Raw genomic sequence first — 26,329 nt, 5'->3', positions numbered from 1 at the left:
ACTTACTCCTAGACGTTATGCTTTAACAGCAGGTTTTACGATCACGTTGCCGCCTGTTGAGCCTGGTACTGCACCTTTAATAAGAAGCAGATTGCGCTCAGCGTCAACACGTACGATCTCTAGGTTTTGAGTCGTTACACGCTCAGCACCCATGTGACCTGCCATTTTCTTGCCTTTAAACACGCGACCTGGAGTTTGACATTGGCCAATTGAACCCGGTGCACGGTGAGACAATGAGTTACCGTGAGTCATATCTTGAGTAGAGAAGTTCCAACGCTTGATAGCGCCTTGGAAGCCTTTACCTTTAGATGTACCAGTAACGTCTACTTTTTTAATTTCGTTGAAAAGTTCTACATTTAGCTCAGCGCCAATTTCAAACTCTTCACCGTTTTCCAAACGGAATTCCCAAAGACCGCGACCAGCTTCTACACCTGCTTTCGCAAAGTGACCAGCTTCTGGTTTAGTTACACGGTTAGCTTTCTTAGTACCAGTAGTTACCTGGATTGCTGCGTAGCCATCAGTCTCAAGAGTTTTCACTTGAGAAATACGGTTCGCTTCAACCTCAACAACAGTTACTGGGATAGAAACGCCTTCTTCGGTAAATACGCGGGTCATACCCACTTTACGTCCGACTAGACCAATCATTATTCTAATCTCCCTTAACCTAGGCTAATTTGTACGTCAACGCCCGCTGCAAGGTCTAAACGCATCAGAGCATCAACAGTTTTATCTGTAGGCTCAACGATGTCGATTAGGCGCTTGTGAGTACGGATTTCGTACTGGTCACGTGCATCTTTGTTAACGTGTGGAGAAGTAAGAACAGTGAAACGCTCTTTACGAGTAGGAAGTGGAATAGGACCACGAACCTGTGCGCCGGTACGTTTAGCTGTTTCAACGATTTCCGCAGTAGAAGCATCGATTAACTTGTAATCAAAAGCTTTTAGGCGGATACGAATACGTTGGTTCTGCATGAGACAGAGCTCCAATAATAAATAAATACACAAACAATATCGCCACTCTAGCTCGTAAAAACGAGAGAATGCCGATTGATTTATGTGAAACCGTAGCATCCAAAATCAGGATGCATTGTCAGTTAACTTGTATTCGCCACTCTTGTGAAAGAGATAACTCATAAATATTAACCGCGAACATAAGCTGAGTATACATTACTAGGTTTTCACCTACTCCTCAGTGCTCATTGGTTCACAACCGACTTAAGCCAGTGCGGTGCATTATACAGATCACAGTTTTTGATGCAAGTGGCGAGTAAAAATTAAACGAAAAAAAACACAACTCAAAACAAATCAATTACTTTGAGGCATCAAGAAACCATAAACGCTATCACAACGCCAGTGACAACTAGGCTGCCCCCGGCTCTTCTAAGTTGGTTATCCGGTTGCTGGCTTAATTGAGCGACCATTTGTCGCCAGCCATTTGGCGCAACTAATGGCCCTAATCCTTCCACAATGAGTACGATCCCTATGGCTAGCCAAATCGATTGAGACATGTCGTTTCCTTCAGGTAAAAAAAAGGCTCCATTTATAGGAGCCTTTCATTCAATTAATTACGATTACTTTTCAGCAACGCCATTAACGCTATTCATGTACTTAAAGAAGTCACTCTTAGGATCAAGAACGAGCATATCATTCTTGCTGCTGAATGATTTCTCATACGCGTTTAACGAACGCATGAAACCAAAGAACTCTGGGTCTTTACTGAATGATTCAGCGTAAATAGCTGCCGCTTTTGCATCTGCATCACCACGCGTAACACGTGCTGTTTTATCCGCTTCTGCAATCACTGTAGCAACTTCAAGTTCCGCTTGAGCTCGAATGACTTCGGCTTTTTCACGACCTTGAGAACGGTGCTTACGAGCCACTGATTCACGCTCCGCACGCATACGCTTGTAGATTGAATCACTGATGTTGTCCGGCAGGTTGATTTTCTTCATTCTGAAGTCAACCACTCGAACACCCAAATCGCCCATCGCACTCGTTTGAGTATCACTCAGTACGTTTGACATAATGATGTCGCGTTCGCCATCGATCTCTAACGCTTCTTTCGCAGCTTCAGTTGTTACTTCTGCATCGTCAGGTGAAGTCGGCAATACATCTTTGTTTCTAGGTCCAGAAACAATCTGCTTAATTTCACGCGAACCGATTTCAGCACGCAATACATCTGTTACTTTACGCTCCAACAAGGCTTCAGCAGTCAGTATGTCACCGCCACCAGTTGCCAAGTAGAACTGACCGAAATCTTCAATACGCCATTTCACGTAGGTATCGATAATAACGTCTTTTTTCTCAGAAGTTACGAAGCGGTCTGAACGTCCGTCCATCGTTTGAATACGAGCATCTAGGCGATGAACGCGATCAAACATTGGCAGTTTAAAGTGCACACCTGGTTCGTGTATACGTGCGATTTCGTTGCTATCTTTAAGCACTCGGCCAAAACGAATTACGATGCCGCGCTCACCTTCAGGTATAACGAACAATGACATCAGCATTAGAGCTAACGCAACCACCAATACAGGGATCATTAACTTACGCATGATTAGTATCTCCCTTGACGTGAGGTAGAAGAACGTGAGTCAGAGTTTGACGACGAGTTAGTATCTGCGCTCGATTCTAGTTCAATTTGGTCGTAAGCAGAGGTTGCTTTACGATTGGTTGATGTTGAGTTCGTCGCTTGCCCTGCAATTTTATCAATTGGTAGGTATAGCAAGTTACCGCTAGATTCAGAGTCAATCAGTACTTTCGAAGTATTCGAGTAAACTTCTTGCATCGTATCGATGTATAGACGATTACGCGTTACTTCAGGTGCAGCTTGGTATTCAGGTAGTAGTTTCTCAAATTGAGCCACTTCACCTAATGCACCATTAACTGTACGCTCAGAGTAACCTAAAGCTTCTTTCTTCAGACGTTCTGCACGACCGGTTGCTTTTGGCAAGATGTCGTTACGGTAAGCTTCTGCTTCACGCTCAAAACGCTCTTCATCTTCTCGTGCCGCAATCGCATCATCAAATGCATCTTTTACTTGCTCAGGCGGACGAGCCGACTGGAAGTTGACGTCTACAATCATGATGCCCATGTCGTAGTTATCGATGATTCGGTTCAATGTTTCTTGTGTGCTTTGACGAATTTGCTGACGACCACTGGTCAAGATGCTATCCATCAAAGAATCACCGATTACCGCTCTAAGTGCTGAATCTGTTGCTTGGCGCAAACTGTCATCGGCATTAGTCACACGATACAGATATTTGTATGGGTCAGACACACGGTATTGAACGCCCATTTCAACGGTCACTACGTTTTCATCTTTGGTCAGCATTGTACCTGATGCACGTAATGAACGAATCGCTTGAACGTTGACTGTTTTGTAGTCATCGATGAAGTATGGGTGCCAGTTAAGGCCCGGTGACTCGATACGATCGAATTTACCTAAACGCAGTACAACACCTCGTTCAGCTTCGCCAACGGTATAGAAACCAGCGAAAACCCAAACCACGATCGCAACTACTGCAATAAGACCTACACCAACAGCGCCACCGCCGCCGATAGACGGGCCATTGCCACTGCCACCGCGCTTACCAAACTTTCCGCCCAGCTTTTGGCTCAATTTACTAAATACTTCGTCCAAATCTGGCGGACCTTGATCTCGACCACCACGATTGTTCTTATTACCCCAAGGGTCTTTATCGCGGCCATCGTTGCCGTTGTTATTTCCAGGCTCATTCCACGCCATTAGAAAGCTCCATCATTTATATGACGTTATACTGTAGCAGTCATTTAAGTAACTATAAAGTCACTCAAAACTGCCCCTTCTCTTTTCTCTAGTCTAGACCAATCGACTTGCTGCATTCGAATATCGACCAACAAGTTACCATCTATATCATATTCTTCTCGTTGAATACTCTTCATTTCAAAGAAAGTACTACGAAAACGGCCTTGAAACTGTGGCGGAATTCGCAAACGATACTGAACCATCTGACTAGCAAGACGTTTCGTCAATGCTTCAAAAAGTAAATCAAGCCCAATGCCTTCCATTGCCGAAACCCAAACACGTTGAGGAACACCTTCCTCGTCATATTCGATTCTCGGTTCTTGGCCTTCCATATTGTCGATTTTGTTCATCACAACTAAATATGGAACGTCATTCGCTTCAATTTCTTCTAAAACGATATCGACGGCTTGAATGTTCTCACGAAAACGCTCATCACTGGCATCAACAACATGTAACAAAATGTCAGCTTCTTGCGTTTCTTGTAAGGTGGCTTTAAATGCCGCAACCAAATCATGAGGAAGATGACGTATAAATCCAACGGTATCTGCCAATATTGCTAGCCCTACATCAGCCAACTCTAGTTTACGCAGGGTTGGGTCTAAGGTTGCAAACAGTTGGTCCGCTGCATAAACACCAGCGTCAGTGATACGGTTAAATAAGGTCGATTTTCCTGCGTTGGTGTAACCAACGAGTGAGATAGTTGGAATTTCCGCTCGGTTACGAGCTCGGCGGCCTTGTTCTCGCTGTTTCGACACTTTTGCCAAGCGACGAAGAATAGCTTTAATACGATCACGCAATAGACGTCGGTCAGTCTCTAATTGAGTCTCACCTGGCCCACGTAAACCAATGCCCCCTTTTTGTCTTTCAAGGTGCGTCCAACCACGAATTAATCGCGTCGAGATATGGCGTAATTGCGCCAACTCTACCTGCATTTTACCTTCATGGGTTCGAGCACGTTGAGCGAATATGTCCAAAATCAGACCTGTACGGTCTAATACTCGACATTCAAAAAGTTGCTCTAAGTTACGCTCTTGGGCAGGAGAGAGGGCATGATTGAAGATCACGATTTCTGCACCCGTCGTTTTCACCACTTGTGCGATCTCTTGAGCTTTACCCTCTCCAACATAGTATTTCGAGTGTGGGGCTTGACGGCTGCCAGTAACCACTTGCAGTGTCTGCACCCCAGCAGAAGAAACTAACATCTCACATTCAGCTAGATCTTCCCACTCGCCTTCTTGCGTGAAGTTGATATGAACAAGTACAGCCTGTTCACCGGCTTCATAACGGTCAAACAAGCATTCAACTCCTTACCAAAGTACTATTATTAATCTTCAGATTTCTCTTGTGGACGCTCAGATGGAGCGCGTTCTGTTGCACTGTGGTGCGTCACTGCGCGAGCAGGAACTACAGTAGAAATCGCATGCTTGTACACCATTTGATTCACAGTGTTTTTCAGCAGGATCACGAATTGATCGAAAGACTCAATCTGACCTTGAAGTTTGATACCATTCACTAGGTAGATTGAAACTGGTACACGTTCACGACGAAGCGCGTTCAAAAACGGGTCTTGTAAAGACTGCCCCTTAGCCATTTTATTTTCCTTATTTGATTGTTGTTTTAGTATTATTTAGCTATTTAGTGAGCTGTTTCTTGCATCCAAGCTAAATGAAACATGCGCAAAAACGATCGCATTATACACGTGCAAACTAATCGGTTGCTATCGCATCAGATAGAGTTTCAACGGCGTGTTCAATGTTCTCGCTATCCAACCAAGTTAAATTATCCCAGCTGCGCAACCAGGTAATTTGTCGCTTGGCTAATTGACGGGTTGCACAGACTCCGCGAAATACCGCTTCATCCAAACTGCAATTTCCATCCAAATATTCCCACATCTGCCTATACCCTACACATCGAATAGATGGTAATTCTGGGTGAAGATCGTTTCTAGCGTATAACGCCTTCACTTCTTCTTCAAATCCCGCTTCGATCATTTTGTCAAAGCGCAATTCAATTCGGCGGTGGAGTTCAGCCCTTTCCTTGGGAGCTATTGCAAACTGTTTAACTCTATAAGGCAATGGTTCACCTTTCTGTTGAGTTAACTCAGTTAAAGTTTTACCTGAAATTCTATAAACTTCCAATGCCCTAGATAACCTTTGTGGATCATTAGGGTGAATTCTTTCTGCTGAAACTGGATCTATAGATTTCAATTCATCGTGCATCACCGACCAACCATGCGTCAATGCTTGTTGTTCAATTTGCTCGCGAATTTCGGGATCTGCCGCAGGTAATGGCGACAAACCTTCAAGTAATGCTTTGTAATAAAGCATTGTGCCACCGACCAGCATTGGTATTTTGCCATCAGCGACAATTCGGCCCATTTCAGCAATGGCATCTTTGCGGAAATCTGCCGCGGAATACGCGTCTTTAGGATCTAAGATATTAATCAAGCGATGAGGCGCTAATGCCAACTCATGTTCATCCGGTTTAGCGGTGCCTATATCCATATCTTTATAGATCAAAGCAGAATCTACGCTAATGATCTCAACTGGATATTTTTGTCTTATGCGTATGGCTAGGTCCGTTTTACCTGACGCTGTCGGCCCCATCAAAAACAGGGCTAAAGGTAGTTTGTCATTCATCACTGATCAAATGCTATCATCGTGGCAGTAAAATCAACCAATTGCACCAACGCCGTATCATGTAATGGCAATTTGCCATGCCAAAGGTGCTCTACATCTGAAAGTATCTGTAATGCCTCAGATTGCGTGTAAGCATCTTTAATCGTTGTGATTCTGGTCGTCAGCCAACTGGAAATTATCTGCTCGTTAAAAATTTCACTGTTGCTATTTAAATAAGATAACAGATCTGGAAGCAACTGTTGCAGGTTTTGCTGTCTTAATGGTTGAGGAACACTCATTACCATGATGCTATCATTACCTTTCTCTCTCAGTTGGATACCAAAGTCAGCTAAAAATTCCATACTGAGCTTAGCTCTTACCAAAAGCTCTTTTTCTAGTTTCATTGCCAGAGGGACTAATAGAGGCTGTGCTTTCAAAGGCTGCTCTCTCACCGACAGCTGCCCAAGCGTTCGATACCATTCAGCTCGATACAAATCCAAAAGCACAGGTCCTTGCTCAGATTGCAGCAAAAGGAAATGTTCACTCACAACACAAATAGCTTTTCCCAGTGTTTTTACACTCACTGATGCTGTTTCACCTGAGCCTACAGCCTTAGTATTAACTACTTCATCAGTATTAACCACGTCAGAGATAGGCGCATCACGATGGGGTGAACTTTGTGTCGGTACAACATTCAAAAGCTCGGTATACGCCCGCACCTGTTGCTTCGTTGGGGCATCTGGCATCTTATAAACTGAGCCCTTGCCTATTGCTCGCTTATTAGCCTGTGCTTGCTTTTGCCATTCTGGCGATTTGATTGAGGAATCACTTGGGCTGGAATGTTCCGACTGTTCGCCCGATTGATAACTAAATGGGCTACGAGGCTCAGATATATGGTCTGCTTTGTTCGGATAGCTAGGGTTATTCGCTATGGTGTTGAGCGCACGCTCCGACGACGGCTGCGATTGAGACTGAAAAGAGCGATCGTCCATCGGATGTTCGGTAGTTTCAATGTGCTGAGCGCTATTTTCTAAGGTGTCAGCACATTGAGTGTCAGTAGGTTGAGCGTAAGCACTGTGACGAACTTGTGCTGGCTCAATATGCTCGCTTTGTGCTAATGCGTCACTTAATGCCTGATAAATAAAGTCATGCACTAACCTAGCTTGATGGAAACGTACCTCGTGTTTGGCTGGATGAACGTTAACATCAACTTGATGTGGGTCTAGCTCAATAAACAACACAAACGTTGCAAATTGTTCTGGCCTTAAGCTGTTTTCATAGCTTTGTCTGATCGCATGATTGATCAACTTGTCACGCATCATACGGCCATTCACATAGCAGTACTGCAAGTCACTCTGTTGACGTGCACCTTCAGGCGTCGTCACCCACCCATGTAATTTCAACTCTTGATGCTCTAGCTCTATCTTGAGCATATGACGCACAAAAGCACTGCCACATACGGCTGAGATCCTAGCTTCCGCTTGTTTATCTGTTTTGGCCGCTCGATATTGGCGGACCATTTTTCCGTTATGTCGAATATTAATCGTCACATCAAATCGACTCAACGCGATACGCTTCAACAACTCATCAATATGAGCGAACTCAGTTTTCTCAGTCCGCAAAAATTTACGTCTCGCTGGCGTGTTGAAGAATAAATCTAATACTTCAACGGACGTACCAATTGGATGTGCCGTTGGTTGTAACTTTACCGCCATGTCTCGGCCTTCGCTGTAAGCCGACCAAGCTTGATCTTGAGTCGCTGGGCGAGACGTCATGGTTAACCGAGAAACCGAACTGATACTGGCTAGCGCTTCACCACGAAATCCGAGACTAACAATCGCTTCTAAGTCATCTAAAGAATGGATCTTAGACGTCGCATGTCGACTCAGTGCTAATCCTAGTTCATCCTTAACAATACCTTTGCCGTTATCTCTAACGCGAATGAGTTTGCTTCCGCCCTTCTCAATGTCAATATCGATTCGAGTCGCGCCAGAATCCAAACTATTTTCTACCAGCTCCTTAACGACCGACGCAGGACGCTCTACCACTTCTCCTGCGGCAATTTGGTTGGCTAATCGTGCTGGTAAAATTTTAATCGTCATTATTTACTCGGTATTATTAAAATTTGGCCTATCGCTAACTGATCTGACTTAAGATTATTGACCTTTCTAATAGCGGCATTGGTCACACCATAACGACTCGAGATTTTACCTAAGTATTCACCACGAGCCACTTTGTGTTTAACGATCGGTTTGTCTTTTACTTTCACAGAAATTTTAAGTTTCTGCCCGACCTTCAACGTCGATGTTTTTAGGTTATTCTGTTTTTGAATACTCGACACAGACACCTTGTACTTGTCCGCAATCTTTCCTAAATACTCACCGGACTTAACCGTATGGGTAATGACTTGAGTCGAAACTGTCTCACTCCCCGTGACACTACCGTTAGGAATCGTCAGCACCTGACCGACGGCTAGACTGTCTGACTTCAATTTATTCGCTGTTTTAATTGAGCTCGTCGTCACTCCGTATTGAGCGGCAATTTTACCCAAATACTCACCACGCTTCACTTTGTGTTTTATCTCCGCACCACGGTTAGCGAGTAGCGTGCCCTCCGGTGGGTTTTCTTCAAAGTAATCGACAATGGCTTTTGCCAGTGCGTTGGCCAATTTCTGCTGATGAGAACGTTGGAACAGTAACTTCTCTTCTGTTGGATTCGATATAAAGCCAGTCTCAACCAGTACTGATGGAATGTCTGGAGATTTCAATACCGCCAAACTAGCGTGCACCGGTTCTTTTTTATGTAAACGCGTCACCTTCCCCATCTCTTTCAAGATGTTCGTTGCCACCTTATAGCCCTCTTTTTGTGAATGGCTAAATTTAAGATCCAGTAAGGTTTGACTTACATTTTTATCATCACCTACTCGCGACAATACCTCACCGGCACCGCCTAGAAGCTCAGATTGCTCTTCGTGTTTTTCTACCCACCGTGCAATTTCACTGTTGGCTCGGCGCATGTTTAACACAAAGACAGACCCCCCTCTAGGCTGTGGGGAGCGAAAGCTGTCGGCATGAACCGAGACCAACAAGTGCGCTTTATTTTTTCGCGCAATTTCAGAGCGCTTATTCAAATTAACGAAATAGTCGCCTTTTCGAGTCAATACGGCTTTAATCCCTGGAACCTTGTTTAGCTCCGCCGCCAATTTATTCGATACCGTCATGGTCGTATGTTTTTCATACTTTCTGCTAGGGCCAATCGAACCTGGGTCTTCGCCTCCATGCCCTGGATCAATGGCAACAATAATGTCGGCACTGCCTCGCAACGATGAGGCATGCTTACTCGCGGTGGTGCTGGCCGCAGGTTGAGAAACGGGTTTAGGTTTTACTCTACTCACATTACTGTGAGGTAAATCGATCACCAATCGGTGACCATATTGACCACCAGGTGTCGGGCTTAACTTAAAGAGTTTGGCTGTGACATTACTCTTTAATTCAAAAACCAGTCGATACGTCTCTTTATTCGGCGGGCTACTCTTGCGAACTTTTTTGAGTACAGCCGAGTCAGACACATTAATCGGTAACTTGGTATTTAATGTCGTCTGCTTTAAATCGACAACCAACCTTCCCGGGCTAGAAAGCGTAAAATAGCTATAATCGGCTTCCGCTTTTAAATCGATCACCACACGAGTTTCATCTGGCGATGGCCAAACACGAACACCCTCTAGTTCATTCGCATACGCTGAAAACGAACCCAAAAATGCCACCAAAAAACACAGCCCAATAAGGGCTCTAAATTGCCTATAAATCAACATAACTCCAAGTTACTAAGCAAACTCTGTCCATATTCAGTATTAGCCGTTAGCGTCACTGTGCGTTGTTCACCCATATATTTCATTTCTAAATCAATATCTGGATTAGGTAATAAGCCTTCGCCCTTTTCAGGCCATTCAACCAAACAGATTGCATCGTCGGTAAAATAATCGCGGATACCCATAAATTCGAGTTCTTCGGGATCAGCAAGACGGTAAAGATCGAAATGATAAACTTGCCATTGCTCAAGTTCGTAGGGCTCAACAAGTGTGTACGTCGGACTTTTTACATTGCCATTGTGACCAAGCGCCCTGACGAATCCACGACTAAATGTTGTCTTGCCTGCCCCTAAATCACCATGTAAGTAAATCGTGGTTTGTTGGCAACATGCTTGCGCTAAATTTGTCCCTAGCAGAACGGTGGCTTGTTCATCTTTTAACGTGAATTGTTTTATGTTCATTTAATGCATGTTCCAAAGTTACTAATTTAAGCCGACTTAATAAGCTATCGACTATATAAAAATCAATTGATAGCGAATAGTAAACCGTGTTGCTTTTGAGAGACAAGCGCTTATCTGTTAAGAAAAATCAAAAAATAGAAAACTAAAGCCCATTCTGGCCTGAACATCTGATGAATTACATCTAATTTGATAGATCCAAACTTAAGGATCAGTTAAGATCCTCGCCCAATTTTCGCTCAGTCATATTATGAATTATTCCGAACTCGCAGACAAAATAAAACAATGGGGAATCGAACTCGGCTTCCAAGGTGTTGGTATCTGCGATATTGACCTATCACAGCATGAAGCGAGCTTACAGAGCTGGTTAGATGCTGGTTACCACGGTCAAATGGATTGGATGGCTCGCCATGGCATGATGCGCGCACGGCCTGATGAACTCTTACCAGGGACTTTACGGGTCATTAGTGTGCGAATGGATTACCTTCCACCTGAAGCACAATTTGCGTCTAACTTGAAAAATCTAAACCAAGGATATATTAGCCGCTATGCGCTAGGGCGTGATTACCACAAGCTCGTGCGCAATCAACTGAAGAAATTGGGACAAAAAATAGAACAAGAAGTGAGGGAATTAGGCTATCGCCCATTTGTCGACTCAGCACCGATCCTAGAACGCCCATTGGCGCAAAAAGCCGGGCTAGGTTGGAGTGGCAAGCATTCTCTCATTATCAACCCTCATGCCGGGTCTTGGTTTTTTCTCGGCGAACTGCTGGTTGATATCCCCCTACCTGTTGATACCCCATTACAAGATCAATGCGGTAAATGTACTGCCTGCATCACTTCTTGTCCAACAGGAGCTATTATCTCTGACGGTGTTGTCGATGCTAGAAAATGTATTTCCTACCTCACGATAGAGTTAGATGGCGTCATCCCCGAAGAGCTGCGGTCTTTAATTGGCAATAGAATCTACGGCTGCGACGATTGCCAATTAGTTTGTCCGTGGAACAAACACGGTCAAATTACCGAAAAGAGTGACTTTCACCGTAGGCCGACACTGAATTCTACAGAACTGACCGTACTTTTCTCTTGGACAGAAGAAGAGTTCATGAAGAGAATGGAAGGTTCGGCTATCCGTCGTATCGGCCATGTTCAATGGCTACGAAACATCGCCATCGCTCTTGGAAACGCTCCTTACTCTCAAAGTAACATCGACGCTCTCCACACCAGGTTATCTATTTCTGACAATCTGGATATTCACATTCATTGGGCTATTGAACAGCAATTAGCTCAAGTTCCTGTTCGAGATAGGAAAAAGGAACGCTTAATACGCATCGTAGAGAAAGGCTTACCGAGAGACGCCTAGCATAACCAGTGAATAAGGTTACCCACAGGCCATTTACCATCAAAATTATGAGCTGTTTCGCAAAAAGTGCTGTATGTGGAAAAAATCTGTTTTCGCAGCATACATTACTAGGATTTGAAAAGTTAAACACAGTTTGAATAAATGATGAGGATCAATAAAAACCCACTTAAAGATCTTTATTTTCATTCTAAGTTAATTATAGAAACAACGAAAATCACTAAAATAACAATAACTTAAATAACATTAAGTGGCCAAGATAGAGCTACTCTAACCCAAAAGATCTTCGCTAACAGCGTTATTCCCCTGAATAAAAACAACTTATCAACCAAGTTACCCACAGCAACAATTTTGTGGATAAGTCTGTGAGTTTATTTGTAAGTACGCGCTAACGAGCCTTATATCATCAGGGATGAAGGCGTGGAAAACTAAGTGATGACTCAGTGGCAATGGAATTTGTTTTGCAAAAACAAAAAATCACCCATAGGGTGTGTCATTGATTTATTTTGGGGTAATGCTTCACAGCATTAAAAGAGCGGTAACTTGATCACTCGCGTGTGCGTTTAATCGGGTGCGGCCTTGGTGAGCACATTAGCTCTATTCCGTATCCGGATGCATTGTTTAAGACAATGAGGCTATGCCAATTTCTTCAGCGCAAAGCGTAAGAGAAATTGGAGCGATACATCGGGTTCGAACCGATGACCTCAACCTTGGCAAGGTTGCGCTCTACCAACTGAGCTAGTATCGCATGAGCTAACCGCGGCTCTAATACCTAATGGCAAGGAACTGGGCGTTTAACTGTAATGTGGTTGCGGGAGCCGGATTTGAACCGACGACCTTCGGGTTATGAGCCCGACGAGCTACCAAACTGCTCCATCCCGCGTCCGGATGTTTCTCTTTTCGCATCATTACCGTTTAAGATAATGAGACTTTGCCAATTTCTTCTTCAGCGCAAAACGTGAGAGAAATTGGAGCGATACATCGGGTTCGAACCGATGACCTCAACCTTGGCAAGGTTGCGCTCTACCAACTGAGCTAGTATCGCATAAGCTAACCGCGGCTCTAATACCTTATGGTAAGGAACTGGGCGTTTAACTGTAATGTGGTTGCGGGAGCCGGATTTGAACCGACGACCTTCGGGTTATGAGCCCGACGAGCTACCAAACTGCTCCATCCCGCGTCCGGATGTTTCTCTTTTCGTACCATTACCGTTTAAGACAATGAGACTGACCAATTTCTTCTTCAGCACAAAACGTGAGAGAAATTGGAGCGATACATCGGGTTCGAACCGATGACCTCAACCTTGGCAAGGTTGCGCTCTACCAACTGAGCTAGTATCGCATGAGCTAACCGCGGCTATTCCATTGACTTGGCAATGAACTGGCGTTTAACTGTAATGTGGTTGCGGGAGCCGGATTTGAACCGACGACCTTCGGGTTATGAGCCCGACGAGCTACCAAACTGCTCCATCCCGCGTCCGGATGTTTCTCTTTTCGCATCATTACCGTTTAAGGCAATGAGACTTTGCCAATATCTTCTTCAACGCAAAGCGTGAGAGAAATTGGAGCGATACATCGGGTTCGAACCGATGACCTCAACCTTGGCAAGGTTGCGCTCTACCAACTGAGCTAGTATCGCATAAGCTAACCGCTGCTATTCTATTGCCTTGGCAATGAATTGGCGTTTAGCTGTAATGTGGTTGCGGGAGCCGGATTTGAACCGACGACCTTCGGGTTATGAGCCCGACGAGCTACCAAACTGCTCCATCCCGCGTCCGGATGTTTCTCTTTTCGCATCATTACCGTTTAAGACAATGAGACTGACCAATCTCTTCTTCAGTGCAAAGCATGAGAGAAATTGGAGCGATACATCGGGTTCGAACCGATGACCTCAACCTTGGCAAGGTTGCGCTCTACCAACTGAGCTAGTATCGCATGAGCTAACCGCGGCTCTAATACCTTATGGTAAGGAACTGGGCGTTTAACTGTAATGTGGTTGCGGGAGCCGGATTTGAACCGACGACCTTCGGGTTATGAGCCCGACGAGCTACCAAACTGCTCCATCCCGCGTCCGGATGCATTGTTTAAGACAATGAGACTTGACCAATCTCTTCTTCAGCGCAAAGCGTGAGAGAAATTGGAGCGATACATCGGGTTCGAACCGATGACCTCAACCTTGGCAAGGTTGCGCTCTACCAACTGAGCTAGTATCGCATAAGCTAACCGCGACTATTCTATTGCCTTGGCAATGAACTGGCGTTTAACTGTAATGTGGTTGCGGGAGCCGGATTTGAACCGACGACCTTCGGGTTATGAGCCCGACGAGCTACCAAACTGCTCCATCCCGCGTCCGGATGCATTGTTTAAGACAATGAGACTTTGCCAATATCTTCTTCAACGCAAAGCGTGAGAGAAATTGGAGCGATACATCGGGTTCGAACCGATGACCTCAACCTTGGCAAGGTTGCGCTCTACCAACTGAGCTAGTATCGCATGAGCTAACCGCGGCTATTCTATTGCCTTGGCAATGAACTGGCGTTTAACTGTAATGTGGTTGCGGGAGCCGGATTTGAACCGACGACCTTCGGGTTATGAGCCCGACGAGCTACCAAACTGCTCCATCCCGCGTCCGGATGCATTGTTTAAGACAATGAGACTTGACCAACATCTTCTTCAGCGCAAAGCGTGAGAGAAATTGGAGCGATACATCGGGTTCGAACCGATGACCTCAACCTTGGCAAGGTTGCGCTCTACCAACTGAGCTAGTATCGCATTTCATCTTAATTTTCGTTAAGAACCGAAAGGCTTTCTGCCGTTCAGGGCTGCGAATTATAAGAGCATTTTTTTGTGATGCAAGTCCTTATCTCAAAAAAATGCGTTTTATTTAGTTTTTGCTGTATTTTTCGCCAGTTTGGTCAAAGGCTTAGCAGTACGACGTCAGGACTAGATACTAAAAACATTCTTGCGGTAGAACTGAAGCTCTGCAATTGACTCTCGGATGTCATCTAACGCTAGGTGAGTTCCAGCTTTTGAGAACTTAGTTAACTCTTCTGGTTTCCAGCGGCGTACCAGCTCTTTAATCGTGCTGACATCAATACAACGGTAATGAAAATACTGATCAAGCTCAGGCATGTGCTTTACTAAAAAACGACGATCTTGGCCGACGCTATTGCCACAAATTGGAGATTTCTCTTTCGGCACCCACTTTTCAAGGAAAGCGATGGTTTCCTCAATGGCCTGTTGCTCTGTAATTTTGCTTTCTCTTACACGTGCAACCAAACCGCTGCCTGTATGGGTAGTGGTGCACCACTCATCCATTTTATCCAATTCTTGTTCAGGTTGGTGAACAGCTAGCACAGGACCTTCAGCGAGAATGTTTAATTCGCTATCAGTAACAATCGTAGCGATTTCAATGATCTTGTGGGTTTCAGGGTTAAGCCCTGTCATCTCCAAATCGATCCAAATTAAGTTTTGATCGCTGAATGACATAGATGAGTGCCTATTTTGTTGCTAAAAGAGGTATCATACTCCGCAAATTACGAATTCCAACCTTAGAAGTTGAATATACGTGGCAAAGAAGAAAAAGCTGACCAAAGGTCAAGTACGACGCGTACGCAGTAATCAAAATAAGCGTCTCAAGAAAGAAGATACCGTTCAGTGGGATGAATCCATGCTGGGTGGCGCAAAAAAAGGCTTGGTCATTACTCGATTCGGCCAGCATGCGGATATCGAAGATCTTGAGAGTGGTGAAGTCCACCGCTGCAACCTGCGCCGAAGCATAGAAAACTTAGTTTCTGGCGACAAAGTGCTTTGGCGTTGTGGTCTCGAATCAATGGCCGGTATTTCTGGTGTTGTTGAAGCGGTTGAACCACGAACCTCAATGATTACTCGACCAGATTACTACGACGGTGTAAAACTTGTTGCTGCGAATATTGATCAGATGGCGATAGTTTCCTCAGTCTTACCTGAGCTGTCTCTCAACATTATCGACCGCTATTTAGTAGCTGCAGAAACTTTAAATGTCTCACCATTTATTGTTCTGAACAAAATGGACCTTCTTAAACCAGAAGAGATTGCTCAGTACAAAACATGGTTAGCGGCCTACGAAAAAATAGGCTACAAAGTTTTGTTTGTTAGTAAAGAAACTGGCGAAGGTATCGAAGAACTTGAGCTTGAACTTAGAGGCCGAATCAACATATTTGTTGGTCAGTCTGGCGTTGGTAAATCCAGCCTAGTCAATGCTCTACTGCCTGATGTTGACATCGAAGAAGGCGCTGTTTCTGAAAACTCCGGTTTAGGTCAACACACCACGACGGCAGCGAGGCTTTATCACTTCCCGAATGGTGGCGATCTCATCGACTCTCCAGGAGTTCGTGAGTTTGGCTTATGGCACCTAGAACCCGATGAAGTAACGGAAGCATTCATTGAGTTCCGTCCTTTCCTTGGTGGCTGCAAATTCCGAGACTGCACTCATAATGATGATCCTGGCTGCCTATTACGTGCCGCAGTCGAAAAAGGTGACATTGCAAAAGTGCGATTCGATAACTATCACCGCATTATTGAAAGTATGTCCGAAAACAAAGCGAATCGTCATTTTTCTAAAAAAGGCGATCTGTAAGACATTCACCTAAAACGCGGCTCAATCTACGCCTTTGACGCAAAGATGCTGACAAGGCGTTTTAGATTGAGTAATATCTCGCGCCAAATTATTGAACAAGTTGGAATCAAACGTGTTAGATAAAATTAAAGTGGGCCTACAATACTGGCTACCACAGCATGGATTAACTCGACTGGTTGGTAAATTTGCCAGCTCAAAATCGGGCAGCCTCACAACCGCCGTTATTCGTTTGTTTGTAAAACAATACAAAGTGAACATGGATGAAGCTTTGCACTCTGATCCTGCGCACTTTAAAACGTTTAATGAATTCTTCGTACGCGAATTAAAGCCAGGTATGCGCCCAGTGGTTGACGGCGAATCTGTCATCGCACACCCAGCGGATGCTTGTGTAAGCCAATTCGGACCGATCACTGACGGTCAATTGATTCAAGCAAAAGGACACACTTATTCAGCACAAGAGTTGCTAGGCGGCGACGCAGCGTTAGCACAAGAGTTTGCTGATGGTGAATTCGCGACACTATACTTATCGCCAAGCGATTACCATCGTGTTCACATGCCTTGTGACGGCGTGCTTCGTCAGATGATTTATGTTCCTGGCGACCTGTTCTCAGTAAACCCTCTGACGGCAGAAAACGTACCTAATTTGTTTGCTCGTAATGAGCGCGTGGTTTGCATCTTTGATACCGACTTTGGCCCAATGGCACAAGTATTGGTTGGCGCAACTATCGTTGGTAGCATCGAACTAACATGGGCTGGAACGGTAACACCGCCTCGTGGTAATACGGTTTACACTTGGGATTACCCAGCAGAAGGCAATAAGTCTGTTCACTTTAAAAAAGGTGAAGAGATGGGCCGCTTTAAGCTAGGTTCAACGGTAATCAATCTCTTCTCTGAGGGTGCCGTTGAGTTTGACCAAACCATGCAAAACAACGTACCAACATTGCTAGGCACTGCTTACGCACATGTGAAGGCTAAAGGCTAAACATTATTAATTAAAGGTTGTAGTGTTCTACAACCTTTACTCCCTCTTCTATTTTTTGACAAAAAGCAAACATCCTTCCAATAGTTTTCTCTTTTTTATCAAAGTCTAGTCCAGATCTAGGTAACCATCTTAAGGGTCATTTATTCTCGTTGCTATCGACTTAAACTAGGAAGGTTTTTACGTCTATGGTAGTAAAAAATCCCGCAATTTTGATCAAACTGTTCATCTGCTTTGCAATTCCAATTGCGGTGTTGTTTATGCCTATAGATATGATCCCTATTGATGATCTAACACTCATTCAACATCGCCTTCTCGCTATATTCTTACTCGCGGCTCTACTTTGGGTACTTGAACCCGTACCCGTTTTCGCCACTTCGATATTAATCATTGCCTTAGAACTGGTCATGATATCCAATAAAGGGCTGCATTTATTTCGCGCGCCACCAGAGGGACATGATCTCGGCGAGTTGATTAACTACACCGACATATTCAGTGCATTCTCTTCCCCAATAATCATTCTATTTATGGGTGGTTTTGCCCTAGCCATCGCGGCATCGAAATACGAACTGGACAACAACTTGGCCCGTGTTTTACTCAAGCCATTTGGTACTCAGCCAAAATTCATCATGCTGGGTTTAATGCTGATCACCGCTGTTTTCTCTATGTTTATGTCTAATACCGCAACCACGGTTATGATGCTCGCATTGCTTGGGCCCATTGTCGCTTCCGCACCGAAAGGGGATGTAGGTATAAAAGCGTTAGTCTTGTGTATTCCGATTGCAGCCAATACCGGTGGTATCGCAACTCCGATTGGTACACCTCCTAATGCCATTGCTTTGCAGTATTTAACCGGAGAAAACAGCATTGATTTTCTCAGTTGGATGATGATGGGTTTACCCTTTGTGATGATTCAACTGACCATCGCTTGGTTTCTGCTTCAAAAGCTGTTCCCTTCTTCTGAAAAAGAGATGGTTCTGAAGCTAAATGGTCAATTTAGAAAAAGCTGGCGAGCCATTACCGTTTACGTCACTTTCGCAGCCACCATATTGCTGTGGATGACTACGAGTATCCATGGCATGAACACTTATGTGGTTTCTATTATTCCACTCGCCGTCTTCACCCTGACAGGTATCATGGGTAAAGAAGAACTAAAGCAAATTAATTGGGATGTACTGTGGTTAGTAGCCGGTGGTATCGCGATAGGGATTGGTCTTGATAAAACGGGGCTAGCAGAGGCATTAGCCCACTCCATTGATTATGAATCACTCACACCTTACGCCGTAGTTATTACGCTATCGATCGTATGTTGGTTAATGGCTAACTTTATGTCGAATACGGCGACCGCTAACTTGTTAATGCCAATCGCTGCAGCTATTGGCACATCCATGCCAAGCTTAGTCACCATTGGCGGGCTGCAAGGGTTACTTGTTGTCGTCGCGTTTTCTGCTTCTCTCGGTATGATTTTACCTGTTTCGACTCCGCCAAACTCATTGGCTTATTCAACAGGCTTAATTGAAAGCCGAGACATGGCTAAAATCGGGCTCATTATGGGTGTTATTGGTTTGCTAATGGTGTACGCCGCAATGCTTATCCTTACTTAATTTCCCGACAAATATTTAGAGACACCAATCAAGCCCTCCATACCATGAGGGCTTGATTATTTTTGCCCTCGTCACCTTGAAAAAATTATGTCGGACACGACATCAAAGGTGGTTGCGGCTAGGTTATTAGTGCATAGTCTGACTATCAACCACCGTTTTATTTATGCATTATGACTTACGAATGGCTCGCCCTTGCTGCTGCATTTTTGTGGGCAATTTCCAGCTTAATTTCAGTAATCCCAGCAAGACACCTAGGTTCGTTCGCATATAGCCGCTGGAGAATGGGGTGCACGGCAAGCATGCTGTTTGTTATGGCTATGATTACCGGAGGCTGGAGCAGCGTAGAATCCTCTCATGTCTTTCCGATGGCATTATCGGGGCTGATTGGAATATTTATTGGTGATACTGCCCTATTTGCCTGCATGAATCGTATGGGCCCTAGACAAGCCGGTCTTTTGTTTTCTTGCCATGCCGTATTTTCGGCTCTACTGGGCTACTTCCTTTTCAGCGAAACACTCACCAGCAGTGAATACGTTGGCTCGGTCTTGGTTTTTTCTGGCGTCATTTCAGCTATCTTCTTTGGACGGAAGAACCAAAAACAACATGACTGGGAAGCAGTAAAAGGGCGAGCATGGATTGGCATTTCTCTTGGATTATTGGCCGCCTTTTGCCAAGCGATGGGCGGAATCATTGCAAAACCAGTCATGCTAACGGATGTTGACCCTATCGCCGCATCGGCATTAAGGATGATCACCGCTTTCCTAGCACATAGTTTGTTCCGTATGACAGGAGCTAAGCTAGCACGACCGATACAGCCGATTAACCTAAAAATATTTGGAATATGCGCGATTAACGGATTTTTGGCGATGGCCGTTGGCATGACCTTAATCCTTTACGCCTTACGCGAGGGTAATGTCGGCATGGTGGCATTATTATCGTCCACCACACCAATCATGTTACTGCCTCTTTTATGGCTATACACAAAACAAAGACCAAATCGCTATGCTTGGTTGGGAGCGGCTGTCGCTGTTGTTGGTACCGGGATCCTAGTTAGCTAACGACCAGTGATGATTAAGCAATAGGAAATGGAAAAGCTGTTACGTCATCGATATGCTCGCATTCAAGCGCAAGCATAATTAAGCGATCGACCCCAAGGGCAACACCTGCACACGCAGGTAAACCGTACTCTAATGCGGCAATTAAATGGTGATCAATCGGCTGAGGTAATAACCCCATGCTTTCTCGTTTGCTATTATCTTGTTCAAACCGTGCCAACTGCTCCGCAGGGTTATCTAATTCGTGGAAACCGTTTGCCAGCTCAATGCCTTTATAATAAACCTCGAATCTATCCGCCACTCTAGGGTCAGAGTTATTCACTTTGGCTAATGCAGCTTGTGATGCAGGGAAATCATATACAAACACCGGTGCGCTTTGCCCTATATGCCCTTCAACACCCACACTGAAAAGCAACTGCAATAACGTATCTTTGTCTTGCTCATTCTCCGCAATGTCGCTCAAGTCTAACTGAGATGCCGAAGCTCTAAGCTCGTTCATGTTAGCTTCTAACGGACACACACCTAGCACTGACAAAAAAGCTTGCCGATACGTCATTCTTTCTGCAGATTTACAAGCCAAGATCAACTGCAGTAAATCATCCATTTCATCCATTAGCTTGTGGTGGTCAAAACCAACTCGATACCACTCCAGCATGGTGAATTCTGGATTGTGGTAGCGGCCATTTTCTTCGTTTCGAAATGCTTTATTAATTTGATAAATACAGCCACTGCCAGCGGCAAGTAATCGTTTCATGTGAAATTCAGGGCTGGTCATCAAATATAAGGTTTGGCCATCAGAGTAACCAGGCCCAACAAAGCTTGTTTGAAAGGTATGCAGGTGCACATCCGTAACCGTTGCGTGACTCATGGCAGGAGTATCCACTTCTAATACGCTACGTAACGCAAAGAAATGCCTAATTTGTGTCAAAACATCGGCTCTTTTTTTCAACATAGGAATAGTAGCCGACGGCTGCCAAGTCGCTAAGGTCATAAAATGACTCCAATTAATTCAAAAACCAGTCAATTTTACCTTGTTAATCGCACTATTCCAAAGCGGTTAGTGACTTTCCTCACACAAAGCCAAAATACTATGCTCAAACTTGCATTACCGAAGCAAAAACCTAAGTACATCAATTTATTCCCATCGCCCGTCTTCTAATATACACGAGGAACTCAAAATCAATTATTACAATCCCTGGCATGACACTAGCAGCGTCCGCATTATCGTAAGATCTTACGTGTCGCCGCTTTTTTATTGCCAATACACACTGGAGGATAACTGTGAAAACAATAACCACAGATATCGCAGTCATCGGCGCAGGCGGCGCCGGTCTTCGTACTGCCATTGCCGCGGCTGAGGCCAACCCTGAACTCGAAATTGCACTTATTTCTAAAGTGTATCCAATGCGATCCCACACTGTCGCAGCGGAAGGAGGCTCAGCAGCTGTAATCAAGGAAGAAGACAGCCTAGATAACCACTTCAACGATACTGTTGGCGGTGGGGACTGGCTATGTGAACAGGACGTTGTAGAATATTTTGTAAAAAGCGCGACTCGCGAAATGGTTCAAATGGAACAATGGGGCTGCCCATGGAGTCGTAAAGAAAATGGTGAAGTCAACGTACGCCGTTTTGGTGGCATGAAAGTAGAGCGCACTTGGTTCGCTGCTGACAAAACCGGCTTCCACATGCTTCACACCCTGTTCCAAACTTCGATGAAATACGATCAAATCAATCGATTCGATGAGTATTTTGTGGTCGATCTTCTCGTTGAAGACGGTGAAGTTCAAGGTTTGATTGCCATTCATATGTCTGAAGGTGAACTCGTTACCATCAAAGCTAAATCAGTTGTACTTGCAACGGGTGGTGCTGGTCGCGTTTATCACTGCAATACCAATGGCGGTATCGTAACCGGCGACGGAATGGCAATGGCTTATCGCCACGGCGTTCCTCTTCGTGACATGGAATTCGTTCAATACCACCCTACGGGTCTTCCAGGCACGGGCATTTTGATGACTGAAGGTTGTCGTGGTGAGGGCGGTATCATCGTTAACAAAAATGGCTACCGTTATCTGCAAGATTACGGCATGGGGCCAGAAACTCCTGTTGGCGAACCAAAAAACAAATACATGGAACTGGGTCCTCGTGACAAAGTTTCTCAGGCATTCTGGCATGAGCAGCAAAAAGGCAACACCATTAAACATCCTCTGGGTGATGTGGTGCACCTTGATCTTCGTCACCTTGGTGAAGAGTACCTGCAAGAGCGTTTACCATTCATCTGTGAACTTTCAAAAGCTTACGTAAATGTAGACCCAGCCAAAGAGCCAATCCCAATTCGCCCAACGGTTCACTACACCATGGGTGGCATTGAAACAGACGGTCAATGTGAAACTCGAATCAAAGGCCTATTCGCTGTAGGTGAGTGTGCTTCTGTTGGCCTACATGGTGCAAACCGCTTAGGCTCAAATTCTCTGGCTGAGTTCGTCGTATTTGGGCGCGTGGCTGGTGAAAACGCGGTTAAGCGCGCAGCTGAATTCAAGGGCTGGAATGACGAGTCAATCGCTAAACAAATAACAGCGGTTGAAGCGAGAATTCAAGCATTACTGGATCAAGAAGGTGACGAAAACTGGGCGGATATCCGCACTGAAATGGGTCACACAATGGAAGCGGGTTGTGGCATCTACCGTCAAGAAGATCTGATGCAAGCCACCATTGATAAGCTCACTGAGCTTAAAGCGCGCTACAAAAACATTGGAATTAAAGACAAAGGCAAAGTGTTTAACACAGACCTTCTGTATGCCATTGAAGTCGGCTACGGGCTAGAAGTCGCTGAAGCCATGGCTCACTCGGCTATTTTGAGAACAGAATCTCGTGGTGCTCACCAACGTCTAGACGGTGGTTGTACTGAACGTGACGATGAGAATTTCTTAAAACACTCCCTGGCTTTCTTCAAAGAAGACGCAGCGCCGTCTATTGATTACAGCAATGTGAAAATCACTAAGTCTCAACCTAAAGCTCGCCTATACGGTGAAGCGGCAGAAAAAGCAGCAGCCGCTGAAGCAGCAGCTCAAAAACAGCTTGATGAAGAAAACGCAGCAGAGGAGAAGGCATAATGACGACGACAACTCGTATTCAAAAAGTCGAAATCCTACGCTACGATCCGGCAAAAGACAGTGAACCACATCTGCAATCGTTCGATGTGCCTTTCGATGACACCATGTCGGTACTTGATGCCATTGGTTACATCAAAGACAACCTGGATAAAGACCTCTCTTACCGTTGGTCTTGTCGCATGGCAATTTGTGGCTCTTGCGGCATCATGGTTAACAACGTTCCTAAACTGGCATGTAAATGCTTTCTGCGTGACTACCCTGATGGATTGAGAATTGAGCCACTGGCTAACTTCCCAATTGAAAAAGACTTAATTGTTGATATGACGCCATTTATTGAGCGTCTAGAAGCCATCAAGCCTTATATCATTGGTAACGATCGCAAGCCTGAAGATGGTGCTAACCTACAAACGCCTGAGCAAATGGCAAAATACAAGCAGTTCGCTGGTTGTATCAACTGTGGCTTATGTTACGCAGCGTGTCCGCAATTTGGCTTAAACCCTGAGTTTATCGGCCCTGCAGCATTAACGCTTGCTCACCGTTACAACCTAGACAGTCGTGATAACGGCAAAGATGAGCGTATGAAGCTTATCAATGGGGACAATGGCGCGTGGGGTTGTACTTTTGTGGGTTACTGTTCTGAGGTCTGCCCTAAAAACGTCGATCCTGCAGCTGCAGTAAACCAAGGCAAGGTTGAATCTTCAATGGACTTCGTCATTGCCATGTTGAAACCGGATGGTTCACCAAAGAAAGCGGAGGCCTAGAAGGATGAGCAATCGTAAACCTTATGTTCGTGAAATGAAGCGCACATGGTGGAAAGACAGCCCGTTTTATCGTTTCTATATGATGCGTGAAGCGACCATTCTACCGTTGATCCTATTCACTCTGTTCTTAACCGTTGGTTTAGGCAGCTTAGTGAAAGGCCCTGAAGCGTGGCAAGCATGGCTTGGCTTTATGGCGAACCCAGTTGTTGTGGCGATCAATATCGTCGCACTTGCTGGTAGCCTACTACACGCCCAGACGTTCTTTAGCATGATGCCTCAAGTGATGCCAATTCGCTTGAAAGGTAAATTGATTGATAAAAAAATCATCGTGTTAAGTCAGTGGGCAGCGGTTGCTGCGATTTCACTTATCGTACTTATCGTGGTTTAAGGAGGCCAATATCATGACTCACTCAACAGTCAATAAAACCCCTAAACGTTCAGATGAACCCGTATGGTGGACGCTATTTGGCGCTGGCGGTACTTGGTTTGCAATGATTAGCCCGATCACAATTTTTGTGCTTGGTATTTTGGTACCAATGGGCGTGATTTCTCCGGAAGCCATGAGCTACGAACGAGTTGCTGATTTTGCAACCAGCTTCATCGGTGCATTATTTGTTATCGGCACACTTGCTTTGCCAATGTGGCATGCAATGCACCGCTTACATCATGGTATGCACGATCTGAAAATCCACGCAGGTGTCGTTGGTAAGATCTTCTGCTACGGTTTTGCTTCGATCATCTCAGCATTAGCTATCGTTTTTGTCTTTATGATTTAAAATGGTATAGCGAGTTATATTAAAGGCTGATGGTATTCCCATCAGCCTTTTTGTATCCTACTTAATCGTATTTATTACGGACACTCAAACTCACCTACCCATTCCCACCTTTTCCAGCCAGATTTCAGCACTTCTTTCGATGGGTTTGCGTTTTTAGACCAAGCTGTGGCTTTGTAGATATGCCCCATGTACACAACACTGTCTTTACCTGAGTGATACTGTTCTAGCTTACTCCATTGAGAAGGAGCTCCAGCATAAAGGTCGATCAACTCCCAAGCCTCTGCTTTACCCGGCTCTTGGTTCACCCAATGGCGTGCTTTATATGGACGCCCATTATGAGACACCTCGGATCCACCTCTGTAGCTTCCTTTCTTCCAAACTTGGTATTGATTAATGTCCACCTCTGGAGAAGCCTCGCACACTAAGCTACTACGCGACTCAAAATACACCCAACCAGCCTCACCACACGCCCATAGCTTTCCAGAGACTGCATCAAAAAATGACTTACCTTTATCGACATCAAACTGACACATCCCAGCATCCGGTTTTCCTTTAGATAAAGCAAAGCTATTATCAGCGTCAGAAGCCAGTGACGTAGTCGAATAACCGAGTGTAGTCGTGAGTAATACGGCAAAAAGTGTTCGTTTCATTTTGGTATCCTTGCGAAAATGAATGTGTGATGTTAATTCCACAAGCGCAAAGGATAATACTTCTTATTACCAATAAATCTATGAGTGAAGCTTTATTTTATAAAATATAAATACCAGACATAAAAAAAGTCGCAATCATGCGACTTTTTTTATTAGGTATAACTAAAATTACTTCACTCGACCTACGTATTCAGCGCTGCGAGTATCAACTTTGATTACTTCACCAATAGCAATAAACAGAGGAACACGAACAACAGCACCTGTTGAAAGTGTTGCTGGCTTGCCACCCGTACCTTGAGTATCACCTTTAAGGCCAGGATCTGTCTCTGTTACTTCCAATTCAACAAAGTTTGGTGGGGTTACGGTAATTGGGTTGTTGTTCCACAACGTGATCATGCACGTGTTGTTTTCAACTAACCATTTTGCATTATCGCCCACGGCTTTCACATCCGCTGCTATTTGTTCGAATGTTTCGCTGTTCATAAAGTGGTAGAATTCGCCGTCTGAGTACAAGTAATCAAGATCGATATCCATTACGTCAGCGACTTCTACAGTTTCGCCAGACTTAAATGTTTTCTCTAACACTTTACCAGACAATAGTTTACGAATTCGTACACGGTTGAACGCTTGACCTTTACCCGGTTTCACAAACTCGTTTTCGAGAATGACACACGGCTCACTGTCGAGCATAAATTTTAAACCGCCTTTGAATTCATTGGTGCTAACTGTAGCCATTATTTCCTCTTTAC

The 26,329-nt window shown here is 44.7% G+C and carries 24 protein-coding genes and 15 tRNA genes; 9 read left to right on the top strand and 30 right to left on the bottom strand.

Annotated features, from left to right (window positions below; all coding sequences use genetic code 11):
• Window positions 1–15: 15 nt before the first annotated feature.
• From rplC to tsaE, 11 genes are all read right to left on the bottom strand, one after another.
• Window positions 16–645, bottom strand: coding sequence for a 50S ribosomal protein L3 (gene rplC / locus QWZ04_RS01565; RefSeq protein WP_290324349.1), 630 nt, complete (start codon window positions 643–645; stop codon window positions 16–18).
• Between the two features lie 14 nt (window positions 646–659).
• A complete protein-coding gene (gene rpsJ, locus QWZ04_RS01560; protein WP_004736761.1) occupies window positions 660–971 on the bottom strand; it encodes a 30S ribosomal protein S10 in 312 nt (103 codons plus the stop codon).
• Between the two features lie 350 nt (window positions 972–1,321).
• Window positions 1,322–1,507, bottom strand: a complete 186-nt coding sequence (locus QWZ04_RS01555) for a DUF2065 domain-containing protein (protein ID WP_290324346.1) — start codon at window positions 1,505–1,507, stop codon at window positions 1,322–1,324.
• Between the two features lie 63 nt (window positions 1,508–1,570).
• The gene (gene hflC / locus QWZ04_RS01550) at window positions 1,571–2,551 is read right to left on the bottom strand and encodes a protease modulator HflC (RefSeq protein ID WP_290324345.1); all 981 of its coding nucleotides are present in this window, start codon (window positions 2,549–2,551) and stop codon (window positions 1,571–1,573) included.
• A 2-nt stretch (window positions 2,552–2,553) separates the two neighbouring features.
• The gene (gene hflK / locus QWZ04_RS01545; RefSeq protein ID WP_290324343.1) at window positions 2,554–3,744 is read right to left on the bottom strand and encodes an FtsH protease activity modulator HflK; all 1,191 of its coding nucleotides are present in this window, start codon (window positions 3,742–3,744) and stop codon (window positions 2,554–2,556) included.
• A 44-nt stretch (window positions 3,745–3,788) separates the two neighbouring features.
• Window positions 3,789–5,078, bottom strand: coding sequence for a ribosome rescue GTPase HflX (hflX, locus tag QWZ04_RS01540; RefSeq protein ID WP_102523209.1), 1,290 nt, complete (start codon window positions 5,076–5,078; stop codon window positions 3,789–3,791).
• Between the two features lie 29 nt (window positions 5,079–5,107).
• Window positions 5,108–5,374, bottom strand: a complete 267-nt coding sequence (hfq, locus tag QWZ04_RS01535) for an RNA chaperone Hfq (RefSeq protein WP_102523210.1) — start codon at window positions 5,372–5,374, stop codon at window positions 5,108–5,110.
• A 115-nt stretch (window positions 5,375–5,489) separates the two neighbouring features.
• A complete protein-coding gene (miaA, locus tag QWZ04_RS01530) occupies window positions 5,490–6,422 on the bottom strand; it encodes a tRNA (adenosine(37)-N6)-dimethylallyltransferase MiaA (RefSeq protein ID WP_290324338.1) in 933 nt (310 codons plus the stop codon).
• Window positions 6,422–8,503 (bottom strand): DNA mismatch repair endonuclease MutL, encoded by a 2,082-nt coding sequence (gene mutL / locus QWZ04_RS01525; RefSeq protein WP_290324336.1) that lies wholly within the window; start codon window positions 8,501–8,503, stop codon window positions 6,422–6,424. The genes miaA and mutL overlap by 1 nt, the downstream gene beginning before the upstream one ends.
• Complete coding sequence (locus QWZ04_RS01520) at window positions 8,503–10,212, bottom strand: N-acetylmuramoyl-L-alanine amidase (RefSeq protein ID WP_290324334.1); 1,710 nt, start codon at window positions 10,210–10,212, stop codon at window positions 8,503–8,505. The genes mutL and QWZ04_RS01520 overlap by 1 nt, the downstream gene beginning before the upstream one ends.
• Window positions 10,206–10,670, bottom strand: coding sequence for a tRNA (adenosine(37)-N6)-threonylcarbamoyltransferase complex ATPase subunit type 1 TsaE (tsaE, locus tag QWZ04_RS01515; protein ID WP_290324332.1), 465 nt, complete (start codon window positions 10,668–10,670; stop codon window positions 10,206–10,208). Before tsaE ends, QWZ04_RS01520 begins: the two co-directional genes overlap by 7 nt.
• Before the next feature lie 247 nt (window positions 10,671–10,917).
• Here tsaE and queG point away from each other — a divergent pair, with 247 nt between their 5' ends.
• Window positions 10,918–12,030 (top strand): tRNA epoxyqueuosine(34) reductase QueG, encoded by a 1,113-nt coding sequence (gene queG / locus QWZ04_RS01510; protein ID WP_290324330.1) that lies wholly within the window; start codon window positions 10,918–10,920, stop codon window positions 12,028–12,030.
• 669 nt (window positions 12,031–12,699) lie between these two features.
• Here queG and QWZ04_RS01505 read toward each other — a convergent pair.
• The 16 genes from QWZ04_RS01505 to orn all read right to left on the bottom strand — a co-directional run bounded on the left by QWZ04_RS01505 (window position 12,700) and on the right by orn (window position 15,515).
• Window positions 12,700–12,775: transfer RNA gene (locus QWZ04_RS01505), tRNA-Gly, on the bottom strand.
• A gap of 58 nt (window positions 12,776–12,833) precedes the next feature.
• Window positions 12,834–12,910: transfer RNA gene (locus tag QWZ04_RS01500), tRNA-Met, on the bottom strand.
• 86 nt (window positions 12,911–12,996) lie between these two features.
• Window positions 12,997–13,072: transfer RNA gene (locus QWZ04_RS01495), tRNA-Gly, on the bottom strand.
• Window positions 13,073–13,130: 58 nt separating this feature from the next.
• Window positions 13,131–13,207 (bottom strand) — tRNA-Met (locus QWZ04_RS01490).
• An 85-nt stretch (window positions 13,208–13,292) separates the two neighbouring features.
• Window positions 13,293–13,368, bottom strand: a tRNA-Gly gene (locus QWZ04_RS01485).
• A 58-nt stretch (window positions 13,369–13,426) separates the two neighbouring features.
• Window positions 13,427–13,503: transfer RNA gene (locus QWZ04_RS01480), tRNA-Met, on the bottom strand.
• A gap of 86 nt (window positions 13,504–13,589) precedes the next feature.
• Window positions 13,590–13,665: transfer RNA gene (locus QWZ04_RS01475), tRNA-Gly, on the bottom strand.
• A gap of 58 nt (window positions 13,666–13,723) precedes the next feature.
• A tRNA-Met gene (locus QWZ04_RS01470) sits at window positions 13,724–13,800 on the bottom strand.
• 85 nt (window positions 13,801–13,885) lie between these two features.
• Window positions 13,886–13,961: transfer RNA gene (locus tag QWZ04_RS01465), tRNA-Gly, on the bottom strand.
• A 58-nt stretch (window positions 13,962–14,019) separates the two neighbouring features.
• Window positions 14,020–14,096, bottom strand: a tRNA-Met gene (locus tag QWZ04_RS01460).
• A 68-nt stretch (window positions 14,097–14,164) separates the two neighbouring features.
• Window positions 14,165–14,240: transfer RNA gene (locus QWZ04_RS01455), tRNA-Gly, on the bottom strand.
• A gap of 58 nt (window positions 14,241–14,298) precedes the next feature.
• Window positions 14,299–14,375, bottom strand: a tRNA-Met gene (locus QWZ04_RS01450).
• 68 nt (window positions 14,376–14,443) lie between these two features.
• Window positions 14,444–14,519: transfer RNA gene (locus QWZ04_RS01445), tRNA-Gly, on the bottom strand.
• 58 nt (window positions 14,520–14,577) lie between these two features.
• Window positions 14,578–14,654: transfer RNA gene (locus tag QWZ04_RS01440), tRNA-Met, on the bottom strand.
• A 68-nt stretch (window positions 14,655–14,722) separates the two neighbouring features.
• A tRNA-Gly gene (locus QWZ04_RS01435) sits at window positions 14,723–14,798 on the bottom strand.
• A 171-nt stretch (window positions 14,799–14,969) separates the two neighbouring features.
• Window positions 14,970–15,515: an oligoribonuclease gene (gene orn, locus QWZ04_RS01430; protein WP_290324328.1), complete on the bottom strand. Its 546-nt coding sequence runs from the start codon at window positions 15,513–15,515 to the stop codon at window positions 14,970–14,972.
• A gap of 79 nt (window positions 15,516–15,594) precedes the next feature.
• On the opposite strand from orn, the gene rsgA reads away from it, so the two are divergent.
• The 4 genes from rsgA to QWZ04_RS01410 all read left to right on the top strand — a co-directional run bounded on the left by rsgA (window position 15,595) and on the right by QWZ04_RS01410 (window position 20,285).
• Window positions 15,595–16,644, top strand: a complete 1,050-nt coding sequence (gene rsgA, locus QWZ04_RS01425; protein ID WP_290324327.1) for a small ribosomal subunit biogenesis GTPase RsgA — start codon at window positions 15,595–15,597, stop codon at window positions 16,642–16,644.
• A gap of 112 nt (window positions 16,645–16,756) precedes the next feature.
• Window positions 16,757–17,626, top strand: coding sequence for an archaetidylserine decarboxylase (gene asd, locus QWZ04_RS01420; protein ID WP_290324325.1), 870 nt, complete (start codon window positions 16,757–16,759; stop codon window positions 17,624–17,626).
• A 185-nt stretch (window positions 17,627–17,811) separates the two neighbouring features.
• Window positions 17,812–19,227 (top strand): SLC13 family permease, encoded by a 1,416-nt coding sequence (locus QWZ04_RS01415; protein ID WP_290324324.1) that lies wholly within the window; start codon window positions 17,812–17,814, stop codon window positions 19,225–19,227.
• Between the two features lie 170 nt (window positions 19,228–19,397).
• Window positions 19,398–20,285 carry a DMT family transporter gene (locus QWZ04_RS01410; protein ID WP_290324322.1) on the top strand — a complete coding sequence of 296 codons (888 nt, stop codon included), beginning with the start codon at window positions 19,398–19,400 and terminating at the stop codon, window positions 20,283–20,285.
• Between the two features lie 13 nt (window positions 20,286–20,298).
• On the opposite strand, the gene epmA is transcribed toward QWZ04_RS01410, so the two are convergent.
• Window positions 20,299–21,273 (bottom strand): elongation factor P--(R)-beta-lysine ligase, encoded by a 975-nt coding sequence (gene epmA, locus QWZ04_RS01405; RefSeq protein ID WP_290324319.1) that lies wholly within the window; start codon window positions 21,271–21,273, stop codon window positions 20,299–20,301.
• A 290-nt stretch (window positions 21,274–21,563) separates the two neighbouring features.
• Between epmA and frdA the strand changes: the two genes are divergently transcribed.
• The 4 genes from frdA to frdD are packed head-to-tail and all read left to right on the top strand — an operon-like array spanning window position 21,564 to window position 24,930.
• On the top strand, window positions 21,564–23,393 hold the full coding sequence (gene frdA / locus QWZ04_RS01400; RefSeq protein WP_290324317.1) for a fumarate reductase (quinol) flavoprotein subunit: 1,830 nt from the start codon (window positions 21,564–21,566) through the stop codon (window positions 23,391–23,393).
• On the top strand, window positions 23,393–24,154 hold the full coding sequence (locus QWZ04_RS01395; RefSeq protein ID WP_102523221.1) for a succinate dehydrogenase/fumarate reductase iron-sulfur subunit: 762 nt from the start codon (window positions 23,393–23,395) through the stop codon (window positions 24,152–24,154). Before frdA ends, QWZ04_RS01395 begins: the two co-directional genes overlap by 1 nt.
• A 4-nt stretch (window positions 24,155–24,158) precedes the next feature.
• Window positions 24,159–24,542 (top strand): fumarate reductase subunit FrdC, encoded by a 384-nt coding sequence (gene frdC / locus QWZ04_RS01390; protein WP_290324314.1) that lies wholly within the window; start codon window positions 24,159–24,161, stop codon window positions 24,540–24,542.
• Window positions 24,543–24,555: 13 nt separating this feature from the next.
• Entirely contained in the window at window positions 24,556–24,930 is a 375-nt protein-coding gene (frdD, locus tag QWZ04_RS01385; protein ID WP_290324312.1) for a fumarate reductase subunit FrdD, read from the top strand.
• A gap of 74 nt (window positions 24,931–25,004) precedes the next feature.
• Here the strand turns inward: frdD and QWZ04_RS01380 are convergent, their stop codons facing one another.
• Together QWZ04_RS01380 and efp are read right to left on the bottom strand one after the other, a co-directional pair.
• Window positions 25,005–25,580, bottom strand: a complete 576-nt coding sequence (locus QWZ04_RS01380) for a hypothetical protein (protein WP_290324310.1) — start codon at window positions 25,578–25,580, stop codon at window positions 25,005–25,007.
• A 168-nt stretch (window positions 25,581–25,748) separates the two neighbouring features.
• On the bottom strand, window positions 25,749–26,315 hold the full coding sequence (gene efp / locus QWZ04_RS01375) for an elongation factor P (RefSeq protein WP_102523225.1): 567 nt from the start codon (window positions 26,313–26,315) through the stop codon (window positions 25,749–25,751).
• Window positions 26,316–26,329: the final 14 nt, after the last annotated feature.

Source organism: Vibrio tapetis subsp. quintayensis (genome assembly GCF_030409945.1).
Classification (GTDB): domain Bacteria; phylum Pseudomonadota; class Gammaproteobacteria; order Enterobacterales; family Vibrionaceae; genus Vibrio; species Vibrio quintayensis.
This window is presented reverse-complemented; position numbering and strand designations above follow the sequence as displayed.

Excerpts from the sequence above, each read along its gene's own strand:
- QWZ04_RS01410 (WP_290324322.1), top strand. The coding sequence starts at position 19,398 with ATGACTTACGAATGGCTCGCCCTTGCTGCTGCATTTTTGTGGGCAATT.
- hflC (WP_290324345.1), bottom strand. The coding sequence starts at position 2,551 with ATGCGTAAGTTAATGATCCCTGTATTGGTGGTTGCGTTAGCTCTAATG.
- epmA (WP_290324319.1), bottom strand. The coding sequence starts at position 21,273 with ATGACCTTAGCGACTTGGCAGCCGTCGGCTACTATTCCTATGTTGAAA.
- efp (WP_102523225.1), bottom strand. The coding sequence starts at position 26,315 with ATGGCTACAGTTAGCACCAATGAATTCAAAGGCGGTTTAAAATTTATG.
- hfq (WP_102523210.1), bottom strand. The coding sequence starts at position 5,374 with ATGGCTAAGGGGCAGTCTTTACAAGACCCGTTTTTGAACGCGCTTCGT.
- QWZ04_RS01415 (WP_290324324.1), top strand. The coding sequence starts at position 17,812 with ATGGTAGTAAAAAATCCCGCAATTTTGATCAAACTGTTCATCTGCTTT.
- rpsJ (WP_004736761.1), bottom strand. The coding sequence starts at position 971 with ATGCAGAACCAACGTATTCGTATCCGCCTAAAAGCTTTTGATTACAAG.
- QWZ04_RS01555 (WP_290324346.1), bottom strand. The coding sequence starts at position 1,507 with ATGTCTCAATCGATTTGGCTAGCCATAGGGATCGTACTCATTGTGGAA.
- rplC (WP_290324349.1), bottom strand. The coding sequence starts at position 645 with ATGATTGGTCTAGTCGGACGTAAAGTGGGTATGACCCGCGTATTTACC.
- QWZ04_RS01520 (WP_290324334.1), bottom strand. The coding sequence starts at position 10,212 with ATGTTGATTTATAGGCAATTTAGAGCCCTTATTGGGCTGTGTTTTTTG.
- frdC (WP_290324314.1), top strand. The coding sequence starts at position 24,159 with ATGAGCAATCGTAAACCTTATGTTCGTGAAATGAAGCGCACATGGTGG.
- frdD (WP_290324312.1), top strand. The coding sequence starts at position 24,556 with ATGACTCACTCAACAGTCAATAAAACCCCTAAACGTTCAGATGAACCC.
- hflK (WP_290324343.1), bottom strand. The coding sequence starts at position 3,744 with ATGGCGTGGAATGAGCCTGGAAATAACAACGGCAACGATGGCCGCGAT.
- orn (WP_290324328.1), bottom strand. The coding sequence starts at position 15,515 with ATGTCATTCAGCGATCAAAACTTAATTTGGATCGATTTGGAGATGACA.
- tsaE (WP_290324332.1), bottom strand. The coding sequence starts at position 10,670 with ATGAACATAAAACAATTCACGTTAAAAGATGAACAAGCCACCGTTCTG.
- QWZ04_RS01395 (WP_102523221.1), top strand. The coding sequence starts at position 23,393 with ATGACGACGACAACTCGTATTCAAAAAGTCGAAATCCTACGCTACGAT.
- QWZ04_RS01380 (WP_290324310.1), bottom strand. The coding sequence starts at position 25,580 with ATGAAACGAACACTTTTTGCCGTATTACTCACGACTACACTCGGTTAT.
- mutL (WP_290324336.1), bottom strand. The coding sequence starts at position 8,503 with ATGACGATTAAAATTTTACCAGCACGATTAGCCAACCAAATTGCCGCA.
- miaA (WP_290324338.1), bottom strand. The coding sequence starts at position 6,422 with ATGAATGACAAACTACCTTTAGCCCTGTTTTTGATGGGGCCGACAGCG.
- queG (WP_290324330.1), top strand. The coding sequence starts at position 10,918 with ATGAATTATTCCGAACTCGCAGACAAAATAAAACAATGGGGAATCGAA.